This is a genomic window from Ruania alba (genome assembly GCF_900105765.1).
GTDB classification, from domain to species: Bacteria; Actinomycetota; Actinomycetes; order Actinomycetales; family Beutenbergiaceae; genus Ruania; species Ruania alba.
Window position 1 is genome coordinate 1,959,114 of record NZ_FNTX01000001.1, and the last position, 18,817, is coordinate 1,977,930.

The window sequence follows — 18,817 nt, forward strand, 5'->3', positions numbered from 1 at the left end:
CGGGCCCGGGGTAGGTGCCGCTCACCGTCGCCATGCGCTCAGGCGGCGGCACCTACCGGGTGGGTCAGCCCCAGCCGTCGGTGAGCTGAGTCGCCAGCTCCTCGGAGCTGATCTGGTCACCCAGGTACTGCTGCAGCGCCGGGTTCAGCACCGTTTCCTTCCACTCGGCGTACCCGTTCGCCTGCAGGAACGGGGCGCCGACCATGCCGTCGGCGGTGGCCAGGATCTGCTCCCAGCCGTCCTCGCCGCCGGTCTCGGTGGCCACGACCTCACGCGCCGACTCCGAGGCCGGGATCAGCGCATCCGCCTGGGCGATCGCGGCGAGGGTCTCCCCCGAGGCGAAGAAGTCCAGGAACGCGGTCGCTTCCTCCACGTGCTCGGAGTCGATGTTCACCGAGTAGGTCTGCGGGTTGGCGGCCTGCAGCGCGCCCTCGGAGCCCTCCAGCGGCGGCAGCGCCACCCAGTTGAAGTCCTCCGGGGCGTCGGTGGCCATGTTCGCGGCCTGGTAGGAACCCTGCAGGGTCATCGCCACGGTGCCGCCGTAGAACGAGGCCATCACGTCCGAACCGGACTGGGTCAGGCTCACCGGGTCCAGCGACTCGTCCTCGTAGGCCATCTCGTGGATGCGCTCGGGCACCTCGAGCTCGGCGTCGCCGACCTCGATCTGCACGTCATCACCGGAGCCGGAGAAGAAGTCGCCGCCGAAGCCCGGGGCGAGCGTCATCACAGTCGCGGCCGGGGAACCGAGTCCCCAGCCGAGGCCGTAGACATCATCGGTGGTGGTCGCCTCAGCGATCTCGGCGAGCTGGTCCCAGCTCATCGAGTCCCCGGTGGGCACCTCCACGCCGGCCTCTTCCAGCAGGTCCGCGTTCGCGAACGCCACGTAGGACTGCATCGTGGAGGGGTAGGCGATGATCTCGTCGTTCACGGTCACCGAGTCCCAGATGCCCTCCGGGATGTCCGCGATGGTCTCCTCACTCAGCCCCTCGGAGAGGTCGGCGAGGTAGCCGTCCTGCGCGAAGGCCACGATGGAAGCGGCCTCGAAGTGCACGATGTCCGGGGCGGTGCCGCCGGTGAACTGGGTGATCAGCTTGTCGTAGGCGCCGTCCCAGCCGGCCTGGATGATCTCCACCTGCACGTCCGGGTTGTCGGAGTTCCACGAGTCCACGGCCTCCTGGATGGCGGCCTGGGTGGCCGGCTGGTCCGAGAGCGACTGGAACTGCAGCGTGACGACACCATCCTCGGAATCGCCGCCACCACCGCTGGCGCTGCCCTGCTGGCAGGCGGTCAGGGCGAACGCGCCTGCCGTCAGCAGCGCGAGAGCGCCGATGCTCTTCTTGCTGTTCATGAGATTCTCACTTTCTGGGCCACCGGGGAGGTCAGCCCTTGACGGCACCGGCGAGCATCCCGCCGGTGAGCTTCTTCTGGAGGAAGGAAAAGACGATCAGGGAGGGGATCGTCGCGAGCACGGCGCCGGCGGCGAGCGGACCCAGCTGGGTCTGCCCCTCGGCACCGAGGAACGCACGCAGAGTGATCGGCAGCGTGAAGAGCTCCGGGCTCTGCAGGAGCACGAGGGCGAGGAAGAACTCATTCCACGCCGAGACGAACGTGAACATCGCGGTGGCCATCAGCCCGGGCCGCAGCAACGGGAACACGATGTGCACCAGCACCTTGAACCGGCTCGCCCCGTCCATCGAGCCGGCGTCCTCGAGCTCACGCGGCACGGCGGCCACATAGCCCTGCATCATCCACAGCGTGAACGGCAGCGTGAACGTGACGTAGACCAGGATCAGCCCGAGCAGGGTGTCGTTCAGCATCAACGCCCGCAGCACCAGGAACAACGGGATGATGATCAGGATCTGCGGGAACACCTGGGTGGCGAGGATCCACACGGTGCCGGCCGCGCGCAGCTTCCCGCGCAACCGGGCCAACGCGTAGGACATCGGCAGCGTGACGATCACCGCGATCACCATCGTGCTCACCGCCACCAGGAACGAGTTCCCCGCCGAGGTGAGCAGGTTCTGCCGCTCCAGCGCATCGGTGAAGTTGGTGAACACCCACTCGTTCGGGATCAGGTTCGCGCTCAGGGAGTTGAGTTCCGCGGACGACTTGAACGAGGCCGAGACGATCCACAGCACCGGGAAGCCGAGGAACAGCAGGAAGCCGCCGAGCGCCACGTACTGCAGCACGGTCACCGGCAGGGGCGTCTTCATGTTGGTGTTCATGCCCGCCCCTCCTTGTTCTGCCGGAACTGGTTCACCAGGTAGATGCTCAGGATCAGCAGGATCGCCAGCACGAGCACGTCGCCCATCGCCGAGGCGTACCCGATCTCGCGGTTGCGGAAGGCTTCCAGGTAGGTGAACAGCGGCGGGATCATGGTCCGGCCGCCCGGTCCGCCCTCGGTGAGCACGTAGACGATGCCGAAGTCGTTGAAGTTCCAGATGAAGTCGATGCTGGTGATGGCGATCAGCACCGGCGCTAGGCCCGGAAGCGTCACGTGCCAGAACCGGCGCGCCGCGTTCGCCCCGTCCAGCGCGGCGGCCTCGTGCAGCTCCCCCGGGATGGACTGCATCCCGGCCAGCAGCAGCACCGTGGTCTGCGGCAGGCCGGACCAGATGCCCACCACGATCACCGCCGGCAGCGCGGTGGAGAAGTCGCCGAGCCAGTTCACCTTGTCGATCCCGAACCAGCCGAGCGCCGCGTTCAACGGACCGGAGTTGACGTCGTAGATCATCCGCCAGAGGATCCCGGTCACCACCGGCGGCATCGCCCACGGGATGAGCACGATGATCCGGGTGAGGGACTTGAACCGCAGCTTGGAGTTCAGCAGCAGCGCCAGCGCGATCGCGCTCATCCCGGTGAGCGCGGCCACCGACCCGGCCCAGATCAGGCCGATGCCGAAGGAATCCCAGAACTGCTTGTCCTGGGCGAGTTGGACGAAGTTGTCGAAGCCGGTGAACTCGATCTCGGCGTTACGCGCCAGGGTGGCGTTGGTGAACCCGAGGTACACGCCCGCCAGCAGCGGGATCATCGAGAACACGATGATCGGCAGCAGGGCGGGGATCACCAGGGCGATGGCCTCGCGGCGTTCGGCCTTCTGCCGTGGTCCCAGGCCCGCCTTCCGGCGGGGTGAGCCGCCCGACGGCGGAGTCAGGGCTGGAGCGGGTGCGCTCACGTGGTCCTCCCCTCACCCGAGGCGAGGGCACTGACCGAGGTGAGCTGCGCCGTCGTGGATCCCCGGACCTGTAATGAGGGTGGGACGCGCACGGCGCGGGTGGGCAGCTCGGGGTCGTCCATTCGCGCCAGCAGCAGCTGGGCGGCCTTGCGGCCACGGCGGGCCGAACCGAGGTCCACACTGGTCAGGCCCGGGTGGCTGACCTCGGTGAGTGCGGTGTTGTCGATGCCGATCACGGCCAGGTCCTCCGGTACGGAGATGCCATGCTCCGCGGCGGCGTGCATCACGCCGATGCCGACCAGGTCGTTCACCGCGATCACGGCGTCCCAGGGGGCCTCGGTTGAGTCGAACATCGCCGAGGCGGCGGCGTATCCGGCGTCGATGGTGAAGTCGTCGGCAGAGTATTCGGCGGTGACGAGGTCGGCGTTGCCGGCGGTGGCGCGCAGGAAGCCGGCGTGCCGGAACCGTCCCGGGGTGGTGTCGGCGGGCCCGTTCAGGAAGGCGATGCGGCGGGCGCCGCCGGTCAGCAGGTGCTCCACCGCCAGGGCCACTCCCCCTTCGGAGTCGGCCATCACGGTATCCACGCCGGCGCCGTCGGGCAGGCGGCCGATGACGACGGCGGGCACAGTGGACTCCTCGAGGGCCGCCACCAGGGCGTCGGTCACGCGCAGCGGGGAGAGGATGAGGCCGTCGACGTAACCGCGGTTGAGGTCGCGGACGAGGTCCACGGTGGCGTCGGCGTCACCGGTGCGGGAGACCACCAGGCGGTAGTCCTCGGCGGCGACCACAGACTCGATCTCGCGCATCATCTCCACGTAGACGGGGTTGCCGATGTCGGCGACGGCGAAGGCGAGCTGGCCGGTGCGGCGGGTGCGCAGGCTGCGGGCGGCGGTGTCCGGGATGTAGCCGAGCTCGGTGGCGGCCTGGCGGACCTTCTCCACCGTGGCGGCGCTGGCCACCTGGCCGTTGAGGGCGCGCGAGGTGGAGGCGAGCGAGACGCCCGCCCGCTTGGCCACATCGGCGATGGTCACTCGGCCCATCGGGTGCCTCCGGCTTCATCCGCGACTTTGGAAACGATTCCATTGGAAACGATTCCAGGACAGTAGCACGGAGGTTTGGGGTCAGCAAGCCAGGGCGTCGCGGGCCAGTGAACGGATCCGGTGGGAAGGACTGACTTGTACGTGCTCACGAGGGTTGCCTGGGTGTCGTGGATCCGCGGAGTTTCGACATTGAGCCAACCCGCGGCGGTGCTGGTTGCGCATACCCGAGGGTGAGACGGCACCCGGATGACGGGTTGTCCACAACCCCCTGGGGTGAGTCCGGCGGAGTGGGGATCGTGGCCTCTACCGTGCACGAATGGCAAGGAGAAACGAGACTCCGAACCCGCATGATGCGATGTTCCGAGCGGTGGTGGGGGTACCGGCGAATGCGGCGTCGGTGCTGGCCTCGGCGCTCCCTGCGAAGATCACGGGAGGATTGGACCTGGACGGGCTGCGACTGGAGCCGGGCAGCTTCGTGGACGAGGAGATGCGTCAGCGCCACACCGACTTGCTGTTCTCCACCCGGCTCAACCGCGACCCGACACTGGTGTATGTGCTGGTCGAGCACCAGTCCAGCCCGGACCCGTTGATGGCGTTGCGGGTGTTGGAATACGTCACCCGGATCTGGTGGCGCCACCTCGACGCCGGCGACGAGTCCGACGACCCGCACAAACCACGACCTCGTCCCGGGGCAACGGCCAGGACGTTGCCGCCGGTCCTCCCGGTGGTGGTCTATCAAGGCCGGCGCCGGTGGAACACGCCCACTGCAATGGACGGCCTGTACGACGATGCCTCCGAGCAAGCGCTCGGCTCGTTTCTGCCCCGGCATCAGTTCGTGCTCCAGGATCTGACCGGCGTGGAGGTGGAGGAGTTGCTGGCGGCGCCGTTGACTCCGGCAGCCAGGCTGGCGTTGGCGATGCTTCGGTTCGCTCCCCGGCAGGAGCACCTGGCTCAGGTGCTGGAGCGGTTCACCCCGGACGTGCTGGACCTGGTGCGAACCCGGGCGGATCAGATGTTCACGATTATCATGGAGTACGCCTACCAGGTCAGCGATACCCCACCGGCGCAGGTGCGCCACTACTTCGAAGACCTGGGACCAGACGCACAGGAGGCCTACATGTCCAACACACTCGAACGAGGCAGAGCCGAGGGTGTCGCTGAAGGAGTCGCCAAGGGAGTTGCCAAGGGAGTCGCAGGCACTCTGACGCGGTTGCTGGTCAGGCGATTCGGCCCGCTCACGTCCGAGCAGACCGCTCGGATCGAGTCCGCCACCCCCGATCAGCTCGACGCCTGGGTCGACCGGGTCATCGACGCCACCAGCATCGACGACGTCCTCCGCTGACGGAGGTCGCCGCGGAGGGCTTCGCTACGTCACCGCCCCGGCAGCCAGGCCGTTGATTCCCGGGAGCGACACCGTGCTCACCCGACGAGCGCCACCTTCGGCTTCGCCCAGGACCGGCCGCGCGTGTCCTTGAGGATGTCGTACTCCACGTCGACGTGGGGCTCGATCGCGCTGTACTTGTCGTTCGGCGCACCGATGATCAGCTGGAAGCCCAGCCCCCGCCATGCGCCGATTGCCCGCTTCGTGAAGTGCGCGTCGGCCTTGATGAGCGCCTCGTCGAGGAAGACCGGGGCGTAGCGCGGGCGCTCGGAGTCGGGGTCCCCGAGTTGGTAGCGCAGCGCCGCGCCGACGATGAACGCGATCAGCTCCTGCGACTCACCACCGGACTTCTCGCCGATGTGGTCGTACAGGGCGGCGTGCTCTCCCGTGTCAGCGTGCACCTTCTCCGCACTGATCCGTACGTGGTTGCGCACGTCGACGAGCTCGGCGAAATCGGGAGCCGAGCGCCGCATGCGTGCGATCAGCCGCGCCATCCGGCCGTACACGGCCTCCCGATCGGTGTCGGTCTCGGCACTGTCGATGAGCCCGCGTACCTCGCGCAGCTCGCGGCGGAAGCGGCGGCGCGCTTCGGAGGAGGTCTCACGTGCGGCGATCTGCAGGCGATGGGCGTCGTCGTAGAAGGGGAGGTCCGCCATGATCTGGTTGATCGGCTGGATCCGGTCACGAATCTCCCGCAGCGCCCGTCCGAGCGTCGAGTCAAGGTTGGTGAGGTCGTTGCCGGACAGCTGCAGCAGGCTGTCCTTCCACTCCGCCTCGAGCTGATGCAGCCCGCTGGTCTCGAGTTCGGTGAGGATCCGCTCGAAGTCACCGTAGGAGGTGTCGGGGTCGGCGCGAAGGTTCGGGTTCGGCCAACTCTCCAGGAACGACTCGAACGTGCGCTGCAGGGCGTCGCGCTGCTCCGAGAGCGTCGTTTGCGCGGTGAGCTGGTCCTCGGCCAGCAGGCGTGAGGCGTTCTCCAGTGCGAGGTCGAATCGCTCCAGCTCGTGCGCCCGGCTCGCGCCCTCGACCGGGGCGACCACCGCGAACCGCTCCTCCAGATACCCGGACTGGTCCTCGGTGAGGGTGCGCTCCGCGCTTTCGGCACGATCGAGCAACAGTTGGGCGTCATCAACCTGGTCGGTGATGAGGGCCCACTGCTCACCGAGACGTTCCACCTCACCATCGGCGCGCGCGGCCGAGGTCATCAGCATCGACAGCGTGGTCTTCACCTCGGCGAGCTGGCGCTGCAGCTTCGTGATCTCGGGATTGCCCGTCGAGATCTCGTTGATCAGTCCGGACCACCGGTCCCGCCCGGCGTCGGCGGATGCGGCATCGACGTGCGCCCACGTCAGCTCCACGATCTTGCCGTAGGCGGTGTGCCGTGCATCAAGCTCATCCAGCGCCTCGGCGGCGCGCTGCTGCGCCTCGAGTGCGGCCGTGCGGCGGGTCTGCGCGTCGGTGATCGCCTTCGACAATTCGTCGAGGCGACGGTGGTTGGAGAACCCAATCACGTTGCGGCGCCCGTGCCCACCGTGCGCGCCGCGGGCACCCTGCGAGATCTGCCCCGAGATCGTCACCGCCATGTCGTGGCGGGCCATCTCGGCCGCGCTGTCCACGCACAGGAACCCGAATCGCTGGTCGAGGCGATCCTGCAGCCACCCCGTGAACGGCGACTCACGGAAGTCGAGGCGCCCGGGCAGGCGCCGCGGATCGAGCTCCGGCAGCCGCGGCGATCCGGTGTGTACCCCTTCATAGCGCAACCGCACGCGGGTGGGCACGCTGTCGATCGCCCGGCGGAACCGGTCGAGGTGCGCATGGTCGATGAGCAGCGTCGTCGCGAATCCACCGAGGGCGAGGTTGAAGGCGTCACGCCACGGTTCGAACTCGGTGCGCACCTCGATGAGCTCGCCGACGAACGGCAGGTCCGCCAGGTCGAGCCCGGCGGCCTCGGCGAGCAGTGTGCGGGCCTCGTGCTGCGCCGTCGGGATCGCGCCGTCGTGCTCCCCCGCCTGCGCCGCCTCCGCCTCCAGCTCGCGCAACTCCTGGTCGATCTCGCCAGTCCGCTGCCGTGCCGCGGCCCATGCCTCACGCGCGGTGTCCTTCGCCCGCGGATCATCCAGACTCCCCCGCGCCTGCGCAACGAGAGCATCGAACTGCTTGGCGGTCTCGACGGTGGCACCGATCCCGTCGAGGATCTGATCGAAACGCTCGCGTTCTCTGGCGACCTCCTCGGCGTGGCGTTCGGCACTACGCAACTCTCGCTCCGCCGTCACCAATCGGTCACCACCGGCGGCGCGCAGGAGCTCGGCGAGCGCATCGCGCTGCTGCTCGGCGGCATCCACCTGCACCCGTGCGGCACGAGCAGTGTCATCGGCCGCGCGCTTGCGTGACTGCAGCTCCGCTTCGACGTCCCGCAGCAGACCGAGGCGCTTCTGTGCACGCCACAAGGTGGCGGGAGATTCCGGGTCGGTGAAGCGCCCGACCTCGTCGATCAAGCGCAGGCGGTCGGCCGCGGCAACGATGCGCGCCTTCATCTCACGGATGGGTTCCAGCGTGCGGACCTGCTTGCGCGCGGTCACCATGCGCTCACGGGTGCTCTCGAGCTCGTCGAAGTGGCTCACCACGGCATCGGCGGTGGCGAGAGTCTCGGGCTCCTCGAGGACCATGCGCTTGTACAGCTCGTCAACGGTGGTGATCTGTTGGCCGGCCTGGATGCGCGCGAGCAGGCTCATCGCCTTGTGGCCGGCACCGGCGGCGCCGATCCCGAGAACCGCGTGCAGCCGGGCGGTGAACTCCCGGTCCGTGGGCACCGTGTCGAGCCCGGTCGCGGCCACGGCCGCATCGGCGAGCCGGTGCATCGCTGCGGTCTCGAGCGTGCTCAGGTCGAAGTCGCCGTCGGTCGTGGCGCGTACCTTCACGGTGTCGTCGACCAGGCGCGCCCCGGCAGGGATGTACCAGGCGCGTACGGCGGTGAACCGGGAGCCGTCGTGGTCGATCCAGGTCATCGCGACGGCGGTCCAGGTGTCCTCACCGTCGCCGCGCAGCACGCGCACCTGGGTGCCGTCCTCGGTGCGGGACTCGTCGATCTTTCCGCGACCGTAGGAGACGATGTTGCGCTGGTCCTGACCGCGCGGCCTGCCGGTCACCCCGCCGTTGGATGCACCGTTGAACGGGGTGGTGTGCGGCATCATGAGCGCGATGTAGGCGTCCATGAGGGTCGATTTGCCGGATCCAGAGCCGCCGACGAGCAGCGTGGCGTCGGACGAGAGCTTCACCCGGTGGACGCCCTCATAGCCGCCCCAGTTGACGAGCTGGAGCTCGTCCGCGACCCACTGCTGGCCACGGCTGGTGGCAGGGATCATCCCGAAGAGGGTGTCGAGCATGGTCACGAGGCGGTCTCCGGCTGGGTGTGGTCGGGCACGGTGTGGTCGGGCTTCTGCTCCGGTTGGGTCTGATCGCGCAGCCAGGTGGTGAACTCGCGCAACCTGTCGGCGCTCATCACGATCTCCACGAGCGGGCTGATCAGATAGCGCCCTTCGGACTCCTCCTCGACGATGCCGTCCTGGCGCAGGCGACCGAGCGCTGCCCGGACCGCCCGCTGGCGGCGGGCGATATCGCCGTCGGCGTCCGGGAAGTAGGTGAGCACGGTCTGCTCGACCTCCTCCACGTCCACGCGCGCGGACCGCTCTCCCGCCGTCGACTCGCGCTGGTAGACCGTGCGCAGGTAGACGAGCACGAGCGTCTCGGCCTGCGAGTACGCCTCGTCGCGCAGCAGGATGGGCACCTCGAGGTCCTCCGAGCGCACCTGCTGCTTGTACGCCACGCCACGTTCGACGTCGACGATGAGGCGCACGAACACATCGTGCAGACGCGACTCGACCACCTGCTGGTTGTCCATCAGGACGGACCAGTCCTCCTTGTTCCGGTCGGCAAGCAGGAAACGCCGTTGCAGCAGGCGCACGAGGACCCGGCGCACGGCAGGGTCTAGCACGCCGCGGTCGCCGGGGAAGGTCGCGTCGGGGTCGTCCTCCATCGCCACGGGGGTGATGAACGGATCCTCGGTGGTCGCCTCAAGGTCAGTCATCGGCTAGGTCCTCCACGGTGCGGGCGGTGACGGCTCCGAAGGCGAATCGGCGCGTCGTGCCGTCGGGGCGCAGCGCCTCGACGACGGAAAGCTCATCATTCTCGGACATGCCACGGCGATGGGCGATCTCGAGCAGTCCCACGAGATCAACGGGGCGCCGGGTCGCATCGGACGCCCCGGCGAAGGCGGTGGCCAGATCGAACTCGGGTCCGAGGGTGGCAGCGTACGCCTCGAGCTCGGGGTAAGCGGGGCCGCCCCAGTCGCGGGAATCCCCGCCGACGAACTCCGGTTCCTCCTCGTCGGTAGCGAGCCAGGCCGGCACGCGGGATGGACTCAGGTCGCTGAGCGAGCGGCGCAGGTCCGCCACGTGCGCCACGGGGAAACCGCGCAGCGGCTCCACCTTCTCCGCCGATCCGGCGTGCCGGGTCCACTCCTGCAACGCGGACATCGCACCGCGGAGCAGATCGTCGACCTCCCGGTCGCGGATCGGGTCGTGCGTGCGCACCTGGGCAGTGATCACGTGGGAGGCGCGCCGCTGTGCGGTGAGCACCTCCTCCACGCCTTGTTCGACGCGCCGGGCGATCGCAGCGAGCTCGGCTTGCTGGTCCCTCGCCATCAGTCGGGCGAACGGCTGCGCGAGCAGCCGGTGGAGCTGGTCGGTGAGCTCGTCGATCCGGTCCGGGTCCCCGATGAGACGCAACGCACCGGAGAAGGCCCGCCCCTCGGATGTGGACTGCATGATGTGCTGTCCGCGATGGAGGTACTCCCGCAGCACCTCACCGGCCGGGCGTACGTCGCGGCGCAGATCAGCGACGACGTCGCGCTGCATGGCGGCGATCGACTCCGCCACACGGGAGAAGTCCGCCGGAAGCTCACGCGTCAGGTGGAGCACGTTCTCGGCTTCTTCGAGGAGCTGCTCGTCGTCGGCTGGCTCGACGTGGTCATCGTCGAGCTCGGCGAGCTCAGCGTCGATGGCCGCGCGGTCAGCCAAGAGCCGGGCCCGGCGCTTCTCCGGATCGGCCTCGGCGTCGCGGGCGAGCGCGTCGATCGAGTCGAGCAGCGTGCGTACCCGCGAGCGCGACACGCGTGCGCGGCCGCCGCCCGCCCGTCCGGCGATCTCGAGGGCGCCCACTGCCTGCGCCGAGAGACGGTACACCTCGACGTCATCCTTGATCTGCGGCACGAGCCAGCCCACCCGCACCCAGTACCGGCAGATCTCGCGACCGTTGCCCGCCGGGAGGCGGCGCTCGTCCTCGTCATAGCCGGCCGCGCGCAGCTCGTCGACGATCTCGGCGACCTCGACGTGCGCATCACTGATCGCAACCGCGGTGCGCTCGGCCGTGAAAACCAGCGACAGGGTCGCGACGACGAAGGGTGCGTACCGGCCGTGCAGGAGGTCGAGCGTCGGGTTGCGGAAGGCCAGGGCGGCGCGCTGGTATGCGCCCGCAGCGCGCGAGTGGTTCATCACGCCCAGTCTATGGGCTCCACTGTCGCGGACCGCCGTGGTCTTCTAGACGGAGACGCCGCTCAGCAGGTTCGCCGTCAGCATCGCCGTCATTCCCACCAGCACCGCCAGCCGCAGCACCAGCACGCCCCGTGTTGAATCCGTCTGCATCGTCTTCCTGCCTCCTCTGGCTGCCGCCGCACTGTGCAGCGGTCCGACACTGAGTACGACTTGCCCGGGCACAATCCGTCACGCGAGAACCTGAGGTGAATGTCGCGGACCGCCCACGTATCCTGGAAAGGTCCTTCTTTCGCGTGAAAGGCCGCGATGCAGCGCAGACTCGTGATCACCGCGGACGACCTCGGCGTCGATCCGGAGACGAACGCGACCATCGTCGAGTTGCTGCGCGAGGGCGTGGTCTCGGCGACCACGCTCATCCCGGTGGCCTCTGCTGCTGAGGACGCTGTCCGCCGACTCAAGGCAGCGGGCTTGACCCAGCCGCGTCTGCACGTCACGTTCTCCTCCGCTCGGGGACTGCCGGCCTGGCGCCCGCTCGCCCCTGGAGTGAGCACACTGACCGACCGGGAGGGGATGTTCGCGCTCGACCCGGCACACGCCGAGCGGCGCGCCACGGCGGCTGACGTCGCCCGCGAGCTACTCGCCCAGCTCGACTGGATGCGCCAGCTCGGGATGCGGCCGGCCGGGCTGGACTCGCACTCCGGCACCCTGTACGGACTGTACGGACGCTCGATGGCCGGCCAGGCAGTGGACTTCTGCGCCGCGAACGGTCTGGACTTCCGGATGCCCCGGAAGCTAAGCCGGACCCTGGGTCTCACTGTCCGCGGACTTCGCCGCGCCCATCGCAGCGCCGTGCAGCAAGCCGATACCTTGCGGGTGCGGCTGCCGGAGGTACTGGCGAGTTCCTGGCTGCCGGGCACGATGGTGCTCAGCTACGGGCAGTTGCGCGCCGAGGTGCTGCACCAGCTGCGTCGCCTGCCCGCCGGGACCTCGGAACTGATCACGCACCCGTCCCCGCCCTCGGCTGCGGAGTGGCTGCCTGCAGCGGAAGCGCGCAAGCGGCTCTGGGAGCTGCGCCTGCTCCGCGACGAGGTGTTCCACCGGGCGCTGCGGCGCGCCGGTATCGAGGTTGTTCCGGCCTGGTAGCCCTGAGGGCGGGAGGGCGAATCAGGGCAGCAGAACGCCGACGACTCTCCAGCGAATGTTCGAGCTGACCGCAGCGAATGTTCGACCTGGCGGTAGGCTGGTGCTGTGAAGCCGCTGATACCACGCCACCTCCTCGCTACGGGGCGAGACCTGCTGGATACCTTTCCAGCCGTCGTCGTCCAGGGTGCACGGCAAGTCGGAAAGAGCACCTTCGCCCAGATGTTGGCGGCCGACCGCGCGCACGCCCAAGTCGCCCTCGACGATGTTGACACCCAGGAGGCTTCGCAGATCGATCCGCGAGCCTTCGTCACCCAGGCGGGTGATGGCCTCCTGATCATCGACGAGATCCAGCGCGACCCGTCCCTCCTGCTGGCGATCAAGTCGGCGATCGACACCGACCGTCGCCCTGGACGATTCCTGCTCACGGGTTCGTCCGACCTTCTGAGGCTTTCGCGGACGCCGGACTCCCTCGCGGGGCGAGCGGTCACGCTGGACCTTCACGGCCTCTCCCAGGGGGAGATTCTCGGCCAGCGCGACGATTTCGCTGCGTGGGTGCACGCCAGTGCAGGAAAACTGGGCGGGGCGGATTCTCCATGGGACCGTGAAGACTATGTGGCCGCGATCGTCCGCGGCAGCTTCCCCGAGCTGCAGCTCCTGAACGCGCGGCACCGAGGGGTGTGGCTGGACAGCTACCTCGATCGGCTGCTGACGCGCGACGTGGGTGATGTCTCACGCGGACTCTCCAGCGACCGTCTGGATGCCGTGCTGCGACTCGTGGCCGCCAATCAGGGTGGCGAACTCGTGCCCGCACGGCTGGCGAGCGAGCTGTCCATCCCCCGATCCTCCATCTCCGCTTATCTCTCGGCGCTGTCCACGCTGTACCTCACCCACGATCTCCCACCCTGGCGGGCCAACCTCACCAAACGTGAGGTCGGGCGCCGGAAGGTGTCCGTGGCGGATGCAGGTCTCGCTGCACGACTCGCGCGTCTGCACCTGGACACCCTCACCCAGCTGACCGCAGCACCGGTGCTCGGGATGCAGCTCGAAGCGTTCGTCGTCGGGGAACTGACCGCCCAACGTGGCTGGTCCTCGAGCGAATTCGACCTGTACCACTTCCGCGACCGCAACGGCCTGGAAGTTGACGTGGTCATCGAGTTCGCCGACGGCTCGGTCTTCCTCATCGAGGTGAAGGCCACCAGCACCTACCGCAGCGAGCACACGCGTGGGATGCGCGCTCTCGCCGACAGGATCGGCACTCGGTTCATCGGCGGAGCCGTCCTGGGTCTGTCCACCCACAGACGTCAGCTCGCCGACCGCATCTGGGGGCTGCCGATCACCACGCTGTGGTCCCACGAGTGACAGGCCTGCGACACCAGGCGACTGCCCCCTCAACTCGACCCGCTACACGACCGTTTGGACACACCCTGGTCTACGGTTTGCGCACCGCTCGCTCGATCCGCTCGGTGCGCATGGAACCGATATATGGCGTACTCATTTCGACCCCACGCCTATGAGAAGGGCGACTCGAATTTAGGCAAAAGGTCGACTGCGGGCGCTCTGTCACTCGATCTCTTGCGCAAATGCCTGAAACTCCGGATGACTGGGAAGCACCCTGCGGCACCTGCGAATATCGGCGCAGGCCGATACAAGATCGCCGCGAGCACGCGCCACACGAGCACGAACGAACGCAACCTCCGGGCCAGCCAGCGCTGGGTGCTCGACCAGGCGATCGAGAAGCTCCTCACGCCAACCTGGCCGTGGATCACTTTCGTGGCGTGCCTCGGTCTCCGAAAGCTGAGGCTCGGGCTCAGACCAAGACGTACCGGTCGAGATCGAGCAAGGTAGCGGTGGCGGACCTGTTCACCGATGGACGCCGAGCACTGCCGCGAGACCCTCCTGGAGATCCTTGACGAAGTACTCGGGAACCTCCAGCGAGGGGAAGTGTCCACCGGACTCGGCCGAGTTCCATCGGACTATGCGCCGGTACCGCTCCTGCGCCCAGGGGCGAGGGCACTTCTCAATGTCCGCGGGGTACATCGTGATCGCTGACGGGACGTCGACCCGCAGTTCGGGATCGAGTGAGGCGTGGCTTTCGTAGTAGATACGCGCCGCCGATGCCCCGGTGCGCGTGAGCCAGTACAGGGTGACGTCGTCGAGAATGCTGTCTCGGGAGATCGTTTCGAACGGGCTGTCGGTGGTGTCGGACCACTCGGCGAACTTGTCCAGGATCCAGGCAAGCAGCCCGACCGGGGAGTCCACCAGCGAATAGCCAATGGTCTGCGGCCGGGTGGCCTGCTGCTTCGCGTAGGCCGCGCGCTGGCTCCAGAAATCGCGAGTGTTCTCGGCCCACGTGCGCTCGAGCGCAGTCAGCCCATCCGTTGTCAACCCGGGTGGCCCCTGCGCGAACGTCGAATGGATCCCGAGAACCTGGTCCGGGAATCTGCCGCCGAGCACCGTGGTGATATTGCCTCCCCAGTCGCCGCCGTGGGCCAGGAATGTGCCGTAGCCGAGCCTTCCCATCAGCTCGACCCATGCTGCCGCGATCTTCTCGGTGCCCCACCCGGTGGTGTCCGGCTTGTCGCTGTAGCCGAAGCCGGGGAGTGAAGGAGCCACGATGTGGAACGCCGGGGCGGCTGCATCTCTCGGGTCCGCCAGCTCGTCGATGACGTGGGTGAACTCGGCGATGCTGCCGGGCCAGCCGTGGGTCATGAGCAGCGGTGTGGCGTCTGCGCGCGGGGATCGGTGGTGCAGGAAATGGATACCCAGTCCCTCGATCGTCGTGCGGAACTGGCCGAGGCGGTTGAGGCGATCTTCGAACGACCGCCAGTCGTACTCGGTACGCCAGTAGTTCACCACATCGATCAGGTCAGCCAGCGGAACACCCTGGTCCCAGCGGCGCGAGTGGGGCGCAGCGCGGTAGACCGTCTCCGCCTCAGGCAGCCGCGCCGCGGCCAGGCGCGCGCGCAGATCGGTGAGGTCAGCATCGGTGGCGTGAGCTTCGAATCCGTGCACGTCGCTGCTCGGACTGGACATGAGACCTCCTGGTCATCGTGGAGCCGGCGGGGAACTAGGACGAACCGGCTAAGGCGGTTCCATTCTTCACGAGGTTGGCGTTGGACGCAACCAGCTAAGGTGGTTCCATGCGCACTGAGTACCCCGACTTCCGCCTCGGTAGCGTGCTGGCGACCAGCTTCACGGCGACGCTGACGGAGCGTCGTGGCGACGCAGTGGAGCGCATCCCCACACCGCAGCGACTCACCGACTGGCTGGCGGTGAACGGCCTCGCCGTGGAGTCCTGCACCACCGCCCAGCTCGCGCGCGCTCGGGAGTTGCGAGAAGCGATTCACGCCGCTGCAACAGCGGCCGCGATCGACGATGAACTCCCGGCGTCCGCTGTGCGCGTCATCAATGACTGCAGCGCTCAGGGGCTAGCCGCGGCCATCCTGACGCCCGAGAGGAACCGGCAGTGGCGGCTCAGCTCGACCTCTGCCGTGGAGGATGCGCTCAGCGTCATCGCCGCCGACGCGATCAGCATCATCGCCGGCGAGCGAGACGGACGATTGGCCCTCTGTTCATCGCCCACCTGCCAGGCCGCCTTCTTCGACACCAGCCGGAGCCGTACCCGCAGATGGTGCGACATGAACACGTGTGGGAATCGCCACAAGAAGGCACGCTTCAATGCGAACCGGCGCAAGAAGTCCAGCTAGCTCCCTGTATCGGCCACCGCGCTTCGTTGGACCGCTCGTTGACGGTGTCCCACCCATCCCGTGACGCTTCTCGTCGAATCCCCTTTCCGCCGTCGAACCCGCCTCCGGCAAGCGGCACGGGGATTCGGTGGCGGGAAGGGGATTCCTAGGGTCGCGGTTGAGTCGGGGCGAGGATCGGGGCTGGTCGACAGACCCGGGCTAGCTGAAGAACGCGCCCCCGTTGAGGTCGAGCGAGGTGCCCGTGGTGAACCCGGAGTCCGCTCGCGCATAGAACTCGGCCGCGGCGGCGACGTCATCGGGGTATCCAGCCCGGCCCACCGGGATTCCGTCGATCGTGTGCTGCTGCGCCTCTGGTGGAGTGAACGTCTCGTGGAACGGGGTGTCGAGGATGAGGCCGGGGGCGATGGCGTTCACGGTGATGCCCGCCGGTGCGGCTTCCTTCGCCAGCGCACGGGTGAAGCCGTCGAGAGCGGACTTGGCAGTGGCATAGGCAGCTGATCCATTGCCGCCGCCATTCTTGCCGGCCAGAGAGGAGATGGTGAGGATCCGGCCACCGTCGCCGAGGTGTCGCAGCGCGGCACGGCTGGCGTAGAACACGGACGTGACGTTGAGGGTCATCACCTGGTGCCAGTGTTCGTCACTCATCTGCGCTATCGGGTGGCGGGCGATGAGTCCGCCGGCGTTGTTGACCAGCACATCCAGGCCGCCGAGCTGCGCGGTCAGATCGTCGACCACGCGGTCCACCTCGGCGCTGTCCCGGGCGTCCAGCTGGGCACCGATCACCTCGATCCCGTCCGCTGCGAGCGCCTCGACCACGCCGCGGGCGGGCCGAGAGTGGGTGGTGATCGCCACGCGTGCACCGGCGCGAGCGAACCGCCGGGTGATGCCCAGGCCGATCCCGACCCCGCCTCCGGTCACAATCACGCGTCGCCCTGCCAGGGTGTGCTGCTGAGCAGTCACAGGTGCTGTCCTCTCCTCGTTCACGGCACGTCGGGCGATGATTCCCGACGACGGCTCCCACCGTACGAGGGGTCGTGGCACCTGGCAGCACGGTCGGGAGTATTCCCTCGACCGTGGCGGTGGTGGTGCTTAGGCTCGGTGGATCATGGGCCACGTCGACCTTTCCGGGATCACCGTCAGCCTGCCTGATGGCCGGGTGCTGCTGGACGAGGTCTCGTTCCGAGTCGGCGACGGCGACGTGGTGGCCCTCGTTGGTCCGAACGGGGCTGGGAAGACCACGTTGTTGCAGATCATCGCCGGCGACCTCCCTGCCGACGCGGGTGGGGTCGCTCGCAGCGGCGGGCTGGGGGTGATGCGGCAGTTCATCGGTAGCATCCGGGACTCTTCCACCGTGCGTGACCTGCTCGTGGGGCTGATGCCGCAGCGGCTGCGGGAGGCGACCGCAACCGTGGACGCCCTCGAGGAACAGCTCATGGAGGACGATTCGCAAGGCCTGCAGCTGCGCTACGCCACGGCGCTCGCCGAGTACGCCGACGCCGGCGGGTACGAGGCGGAGGTGACCTTCGACGTCTGCTGTACCGCGGCGCTGGGTGCTGGATACGACCGGGTGAAGTGGCGTGAGGTGACCACGCTCTCCGGCGGGGAACAGAAGCGTCTCGCCCTGGAGGTGCTGCTACGTGGACCGGACGAGGTGCTACTGCTGGACGAGCCGGACAACTACCTGGACGTTCCCGGCAAGCGGTGGCTCGAGGAGCAGCTGCGCACGACCACCAAGTCGGTGCTGCTGGTCTCCCACGACCGCGAGCTGCTCGCCCGGGCGGCCACCTCGGTCGCGGCGCTGGAGCTGGGCGCGGCTGGCAACACGCTGTGGGTGCACCCCGGCTCGTTCACCGGGTTCGCCGAGGCTCGCCGGGCCAGGTTCGCCCGCTTCGAGGAGCTGCGCCGGCGCTGGGACGAGGAGCACGCCAAGCTCAAGGCGCTGGTGGTGATGTACCGGCAGAAGGCGTCCTACAACGCCGACATGGCGGGCCGGTTGCAGGCGGCGGTGACCCGCCTGGAGAAGTTCGAGGCGGCCGGGCCACCGCAGACGATCCCGCAGGAGCAGAAGGTGGCGATGCGCCTGTCCGGCGGCCGCACAGGGAAGCGCGCCGTGGTGGTCGACGCTCTCGAGCTGACCGGGCTGATGGACCCCTTCGACGCCGAGATCTGGTTCGGCGACCGGATCGGCGTGCTCGGTTCCAACGGGTCCGGAAAGTCCCACTTCCTGCGGCTGCTCGCCGGTGGCGGCAGTCAGCCGGAGGTCGAGCACCTGCCAGTCGGTGAGGTGGAGATCGCGCCGGTGGCGCACACCGGTCAGGCACGACTGGGCGCGCGGGTCCGTCCGGGCTGGTTCGCGCAGACCCATCACCACCCTGAGCTGCTCGGCCGGACGCTGCTGGAGATCTTGCACCGAGGCGACGACCACCGCGCGGGGATGGGGCGCGAGCAGGCGGCGCGGGTGCTGGATCGCTATGAGCTGGCCCGGGCGGCCGAGCAACGTTTCGAGACGCTCTCCGGTGGGCAGCAGGCGCGTCTGCAGATCCTGCTCCTGGAGCTCTCCGGCGCCACCTTGCTGCTGCTGGACGAACCCACCGACAACCTCGACCTGGAATCAGCCGAGGCGCTCGAGGCCGGGCTCGCCAGCTTCGAGGGCACGGTGCTGGCCGTGACCCACGACCGGTGGTTCGCGCGCAGCCTGGACCGGTTCCTGGTGTTCGGGGCCGACGGCTCGATCTACCCGAGCGATGAGCCGGTCTGGGACGAGGGCCGGGTGGCGCGGACGCGCTGACCTGCCAACCCGAGGCCGCGGTGAGCCACCCCTC

General features: G+C 68.4%; 14 protein-coding genes. 5 read left to right on the forward strand and 9 right to left on the reverse strand.

The genetic code is table 11. The annotated features are described in order from the left end of the window. Window positions 1-64: 64 nt before the first annotated feature. Genes BLU77_RS09000 through BLU77_RS09015 form a run of 4 tightly spaced genes read right to left on the reverse strand, consistent with a single transcriptional unit; the run spans window position 65 to window position 4,215 of the window. On the reverse strand, window positions 65-1,348 hold the full coding sequence (locus BLU77_RS09000; protein ID WP_089772624.1) for an ABC transporter substrate-binding protein: 1,284 nt from the start codon (window positions 1,346-1,348) through the stop codon (window positions 65-67). A gap of 31 nt (window positions 1,349-1,379) precedes the next feature. Beyond that, window positions 1,380-2,225 (reverse strand): carbohydrate ABC transporter permease, encoded by an 846-nt coding sequence (locus BLU77_RS09005; RefSeq protein ID WP_245708740.1) that lies wholly within the window; start codon window positions 2,223-2,225, stop codon window positions 1,380-1,382. After that, complete coding sequence (locus tag BLU77_RS09010; RefSeq protein ID WP_245708741.1) at window positions 2,222-3,175, reverse strand: carbohydrate ABC transporter permease; 954 nt, start codon at window positions 3,173-3,175, stop codon at window positions 2,222-2,224. Before BLU77_RS09010 ends, BLU77_RS09005 begins: the two co-directional genes overlap by 4 nt. Beyond that, on the reverse strand, window positions 3,172-4,215 hold the full coding sequence (locus tag BLU77_RS09015; protein ID WP_089772625.1) for a LacI family DNA-binding transcriptional regulator: 1,044 nt from the start codon (window positions 4,213-4,215) through the stop codon (window positions 3,172-3,174). Before BLU77_RS09015 ends, BLU77_RS09010 begins: the two co-directional genes overlap by 4 nt. 316 nt (window positions 4,216-4,531) lie before the next feature. Between BLU77_RS09015 and BLU77_RS09020 the strand changes: the two genes are divergently transcribed. Continuing rightward, window positions 4,532-5,557 (forward strand): Rpn family recombination-promoting nuclease/putative transposase, encoded by a 1,026-nt coding sequence (locus BLU77_RS09020; RefSeq protein ID WP_089772626.1) that lies wholly within the window; start codon window positions 4,532-4,534, stop codon window positions 5,555-5,557. A 77-nt stretch (window positions 5,558-5,634) separates the two neighbouring features. Here BLU77_RS09020 and BLU77_RS09025 read toward each other — a convergent pair whose 3' ends face one another. From BLU77_RS09025 to BLU77_RS09035, 3 genes are read right to left on the reverse strand one after another with little or no spacing between them, the layout of a single operon-like run. After that, entirely contained in the window at window positions 5,635-8,985 is a 3,351-nt protein-coding gene (locus BLU77_RS09025) for an ATP-binding protein (RefSeq protein WP_089772627.1), read from the reverse strand. Further along, window positions 8,982-9,680, reverse strand: coding sequence for a DUF4194 domain-containing protein (locus BLU77_RS09030; protein ID WP_217632384.1), 699 nt, complete (start codon window positions 9,678-9,680; stop codon window positions 8,982-8,984). Before BLU77_RS09030 ends, BLU77_RS09025 begins: the two co-directional genes overlap by 4 nt. After that, entirely contained in the window at window positions 9,673-11,145 is a 1,473-nt protein-coding gene (locus BLU77_RS09035) for a DUF3375 domain-containing protein (protein ID WP_089772628.1), read from the reverse strand. The genes BLU77_RS09030 and BLU77_RS09035 overlap by 8 nt, the downstream gene beginning before the upstream one ends. Before the next feature lie 306 nt (window positions 11,146-11,451). Between BLU77_RS09035 and BLU77_RS09040 the strand changes: the two genes are divergently transcribed. Beyond that, window positions 11,452-12,288: a carbohydrate deacetylase gene (locus BLU77_RS09040; RefSeq protein ID WP_089772629.1), complete on the forward strand. Its 837-nt coding sequence runs from the start codon at window positions 11,452-11,454 to the stop codon at window positions 12,286-12,288. A 105-nt stretch (window positions 12,289-12,393) separates the two neighbouring features. Beyond that, a complete protein-coding gene (locus tag BLU77_RS09045) occupies window positions 12,394-13,647 on the forward strand; it encodes an ATP-binding protein (RefSeq protein ID WP_089772630.1) in 1,254 nt (417 codons plus the stop codon). 501 nt (window positions 13,648-14,148) lie between these two features. Here BLU77_RS09045 and BLU77_RS09050 read toward each other — a convergent pair. After that, window positions 14,149-15,321 (reverse strand): epoxide hydrolase family protein, encoded by a 1,173-nt coding sequence (locus tag BLU77_RS09050; RefSeq protein ID WP_089772631.1) that lies wholly within the window; start codon window positions 15,319-15,321, stop codon window positions 14,149-14,151. Window positions 15,322-15,428: 107 nt separating this feature from the next. On the opposite strand from BLU77_RS09050, the gene BLU77_RS09055 reads away from it, so the two are divergent. Beyond that, window positions 15,429-15,995, forward strand: a complete 567-nt coding sequence (locus BLU77_RS09055) for a CGNR zinc finger domain-containing protein (protein ID WP_089772632.1) — start codon at window positions 15,429-15,431, stop codon at window positions 15,993-15,995. 198 nt (window positions 15,996-16,193) lie between these two features. On the opposite strand, the gene BLU77_RS09060 is transcribed toward BLU77_RS09055, so the two are convergent. Further along, window positions 16,194-16,955 carry an SDR family NAD(P)-dependent oxidoreductase gene (locus BLU77_RS09060; RefSeq protein ID WP_245708742.1) on the reverse strand — a complete coding sequence of 254 codons (762 nt, stop codon included), beginning with the start codon at window positions 16,953-16,955 and terminating at the stop codon, window positions 16,194-16,196. A 145-nt stretch (window positions 16,956-17,100) separates the two neighbouring features. Between BLU77_RS09060 and BLU77_RS09065 the strand changes: the two genes are divergently transcribed. Beyond that, the gene (locus BLU77_RS09065) at window positions 17,101-18,783 is read left to right on the forward strand and encodes an ABC-F family ATP-binding cassette domain-containing protein (RefSeq protein WP_089772633.1); all 1,683 of its coding nucleotides are present in this window, start codon (window positions 17,101-17,103) and stop codon (window positions 18,781-18,783) included. Window positions 18,784-18,817 lie beyond the last annotated feature (34 nt).

Excerpts from the sequence above, each read along its gene's own strand:
- BLU77_RS09055 (WP_089772632.1), top strand. The coding sequence starts at position 15,429 with ATGCGCACTGAGTACCCCGACTTCCGCCTCGGTAGCGTGCTGGCGACC.
- BLU77_RS09040 (WP_089772629.1), top strand. The coding sequence starts at position 11,452 with ATGCAGCGCAGACTCGTGATCACCGCGGACGACCTCGGCGTCGATCCG.
- BLU77_RS09030 (WP_217632384.1), bottom strand. The coding sequence starts at position 9,680 with ATGACTGACCTTGAGGCGACCACCGAGGATCCGTTCATCACCCCCGTG.
- BLU77_RS09050 (WP_089772631.1), bottom strand. The coding sequence starts at position 15,321 with ATGTCCAGTCCGAGCAGCGACGTGCACGGATTCGAAGCTCACGCCACC.
- BLU77_RS09005 (WP_245708740.1), bottom strand. The coding sequence starts at position 2,225 with ATGAACACCAACATGAAGACGCCCCTGCCGGTGACCGTGCTGCAGTAC.
- BLU77_RS09015 (WP_089772625.1), bottom strand. The coding sequence starts at position 4,215 with ATGGGCCGAGTGACCATCGCCGATGTGGCCAAGCGGGCGGGCGTCTCG.
- BLU77_RS09000 (WP_089772624.1), bottom strand. The coding sequence starts at position 1,348 with ATGAACAGCAAGAAGAGCATCGGCGCTCTCGCGCTGCTGACGGCAGGC.
- BLU77_RS09035 (WP_089772628.1), bottom strand. The coding sequence starts at position 11,145 with ATGAACCACTCGCGCGCTGCGGGCGCATACCAGCGCGCCGCCCTGGCC.
- BLU77_RS09020 (WP_089772626.1), top strand. The coding sequence starts at position 4,532 with ATGGCAAGGAGAAACGAGACTCCGAACCCGCATGATGCGATGTTCCGA.
- BLU77_RS09065 (WP_089772633.1), top strand. The coding sequence starts at position 17,101 with ATGGGCCACGTCGACCTTTCCGGGATCACCGTCAGCCTGCCTGATGGC.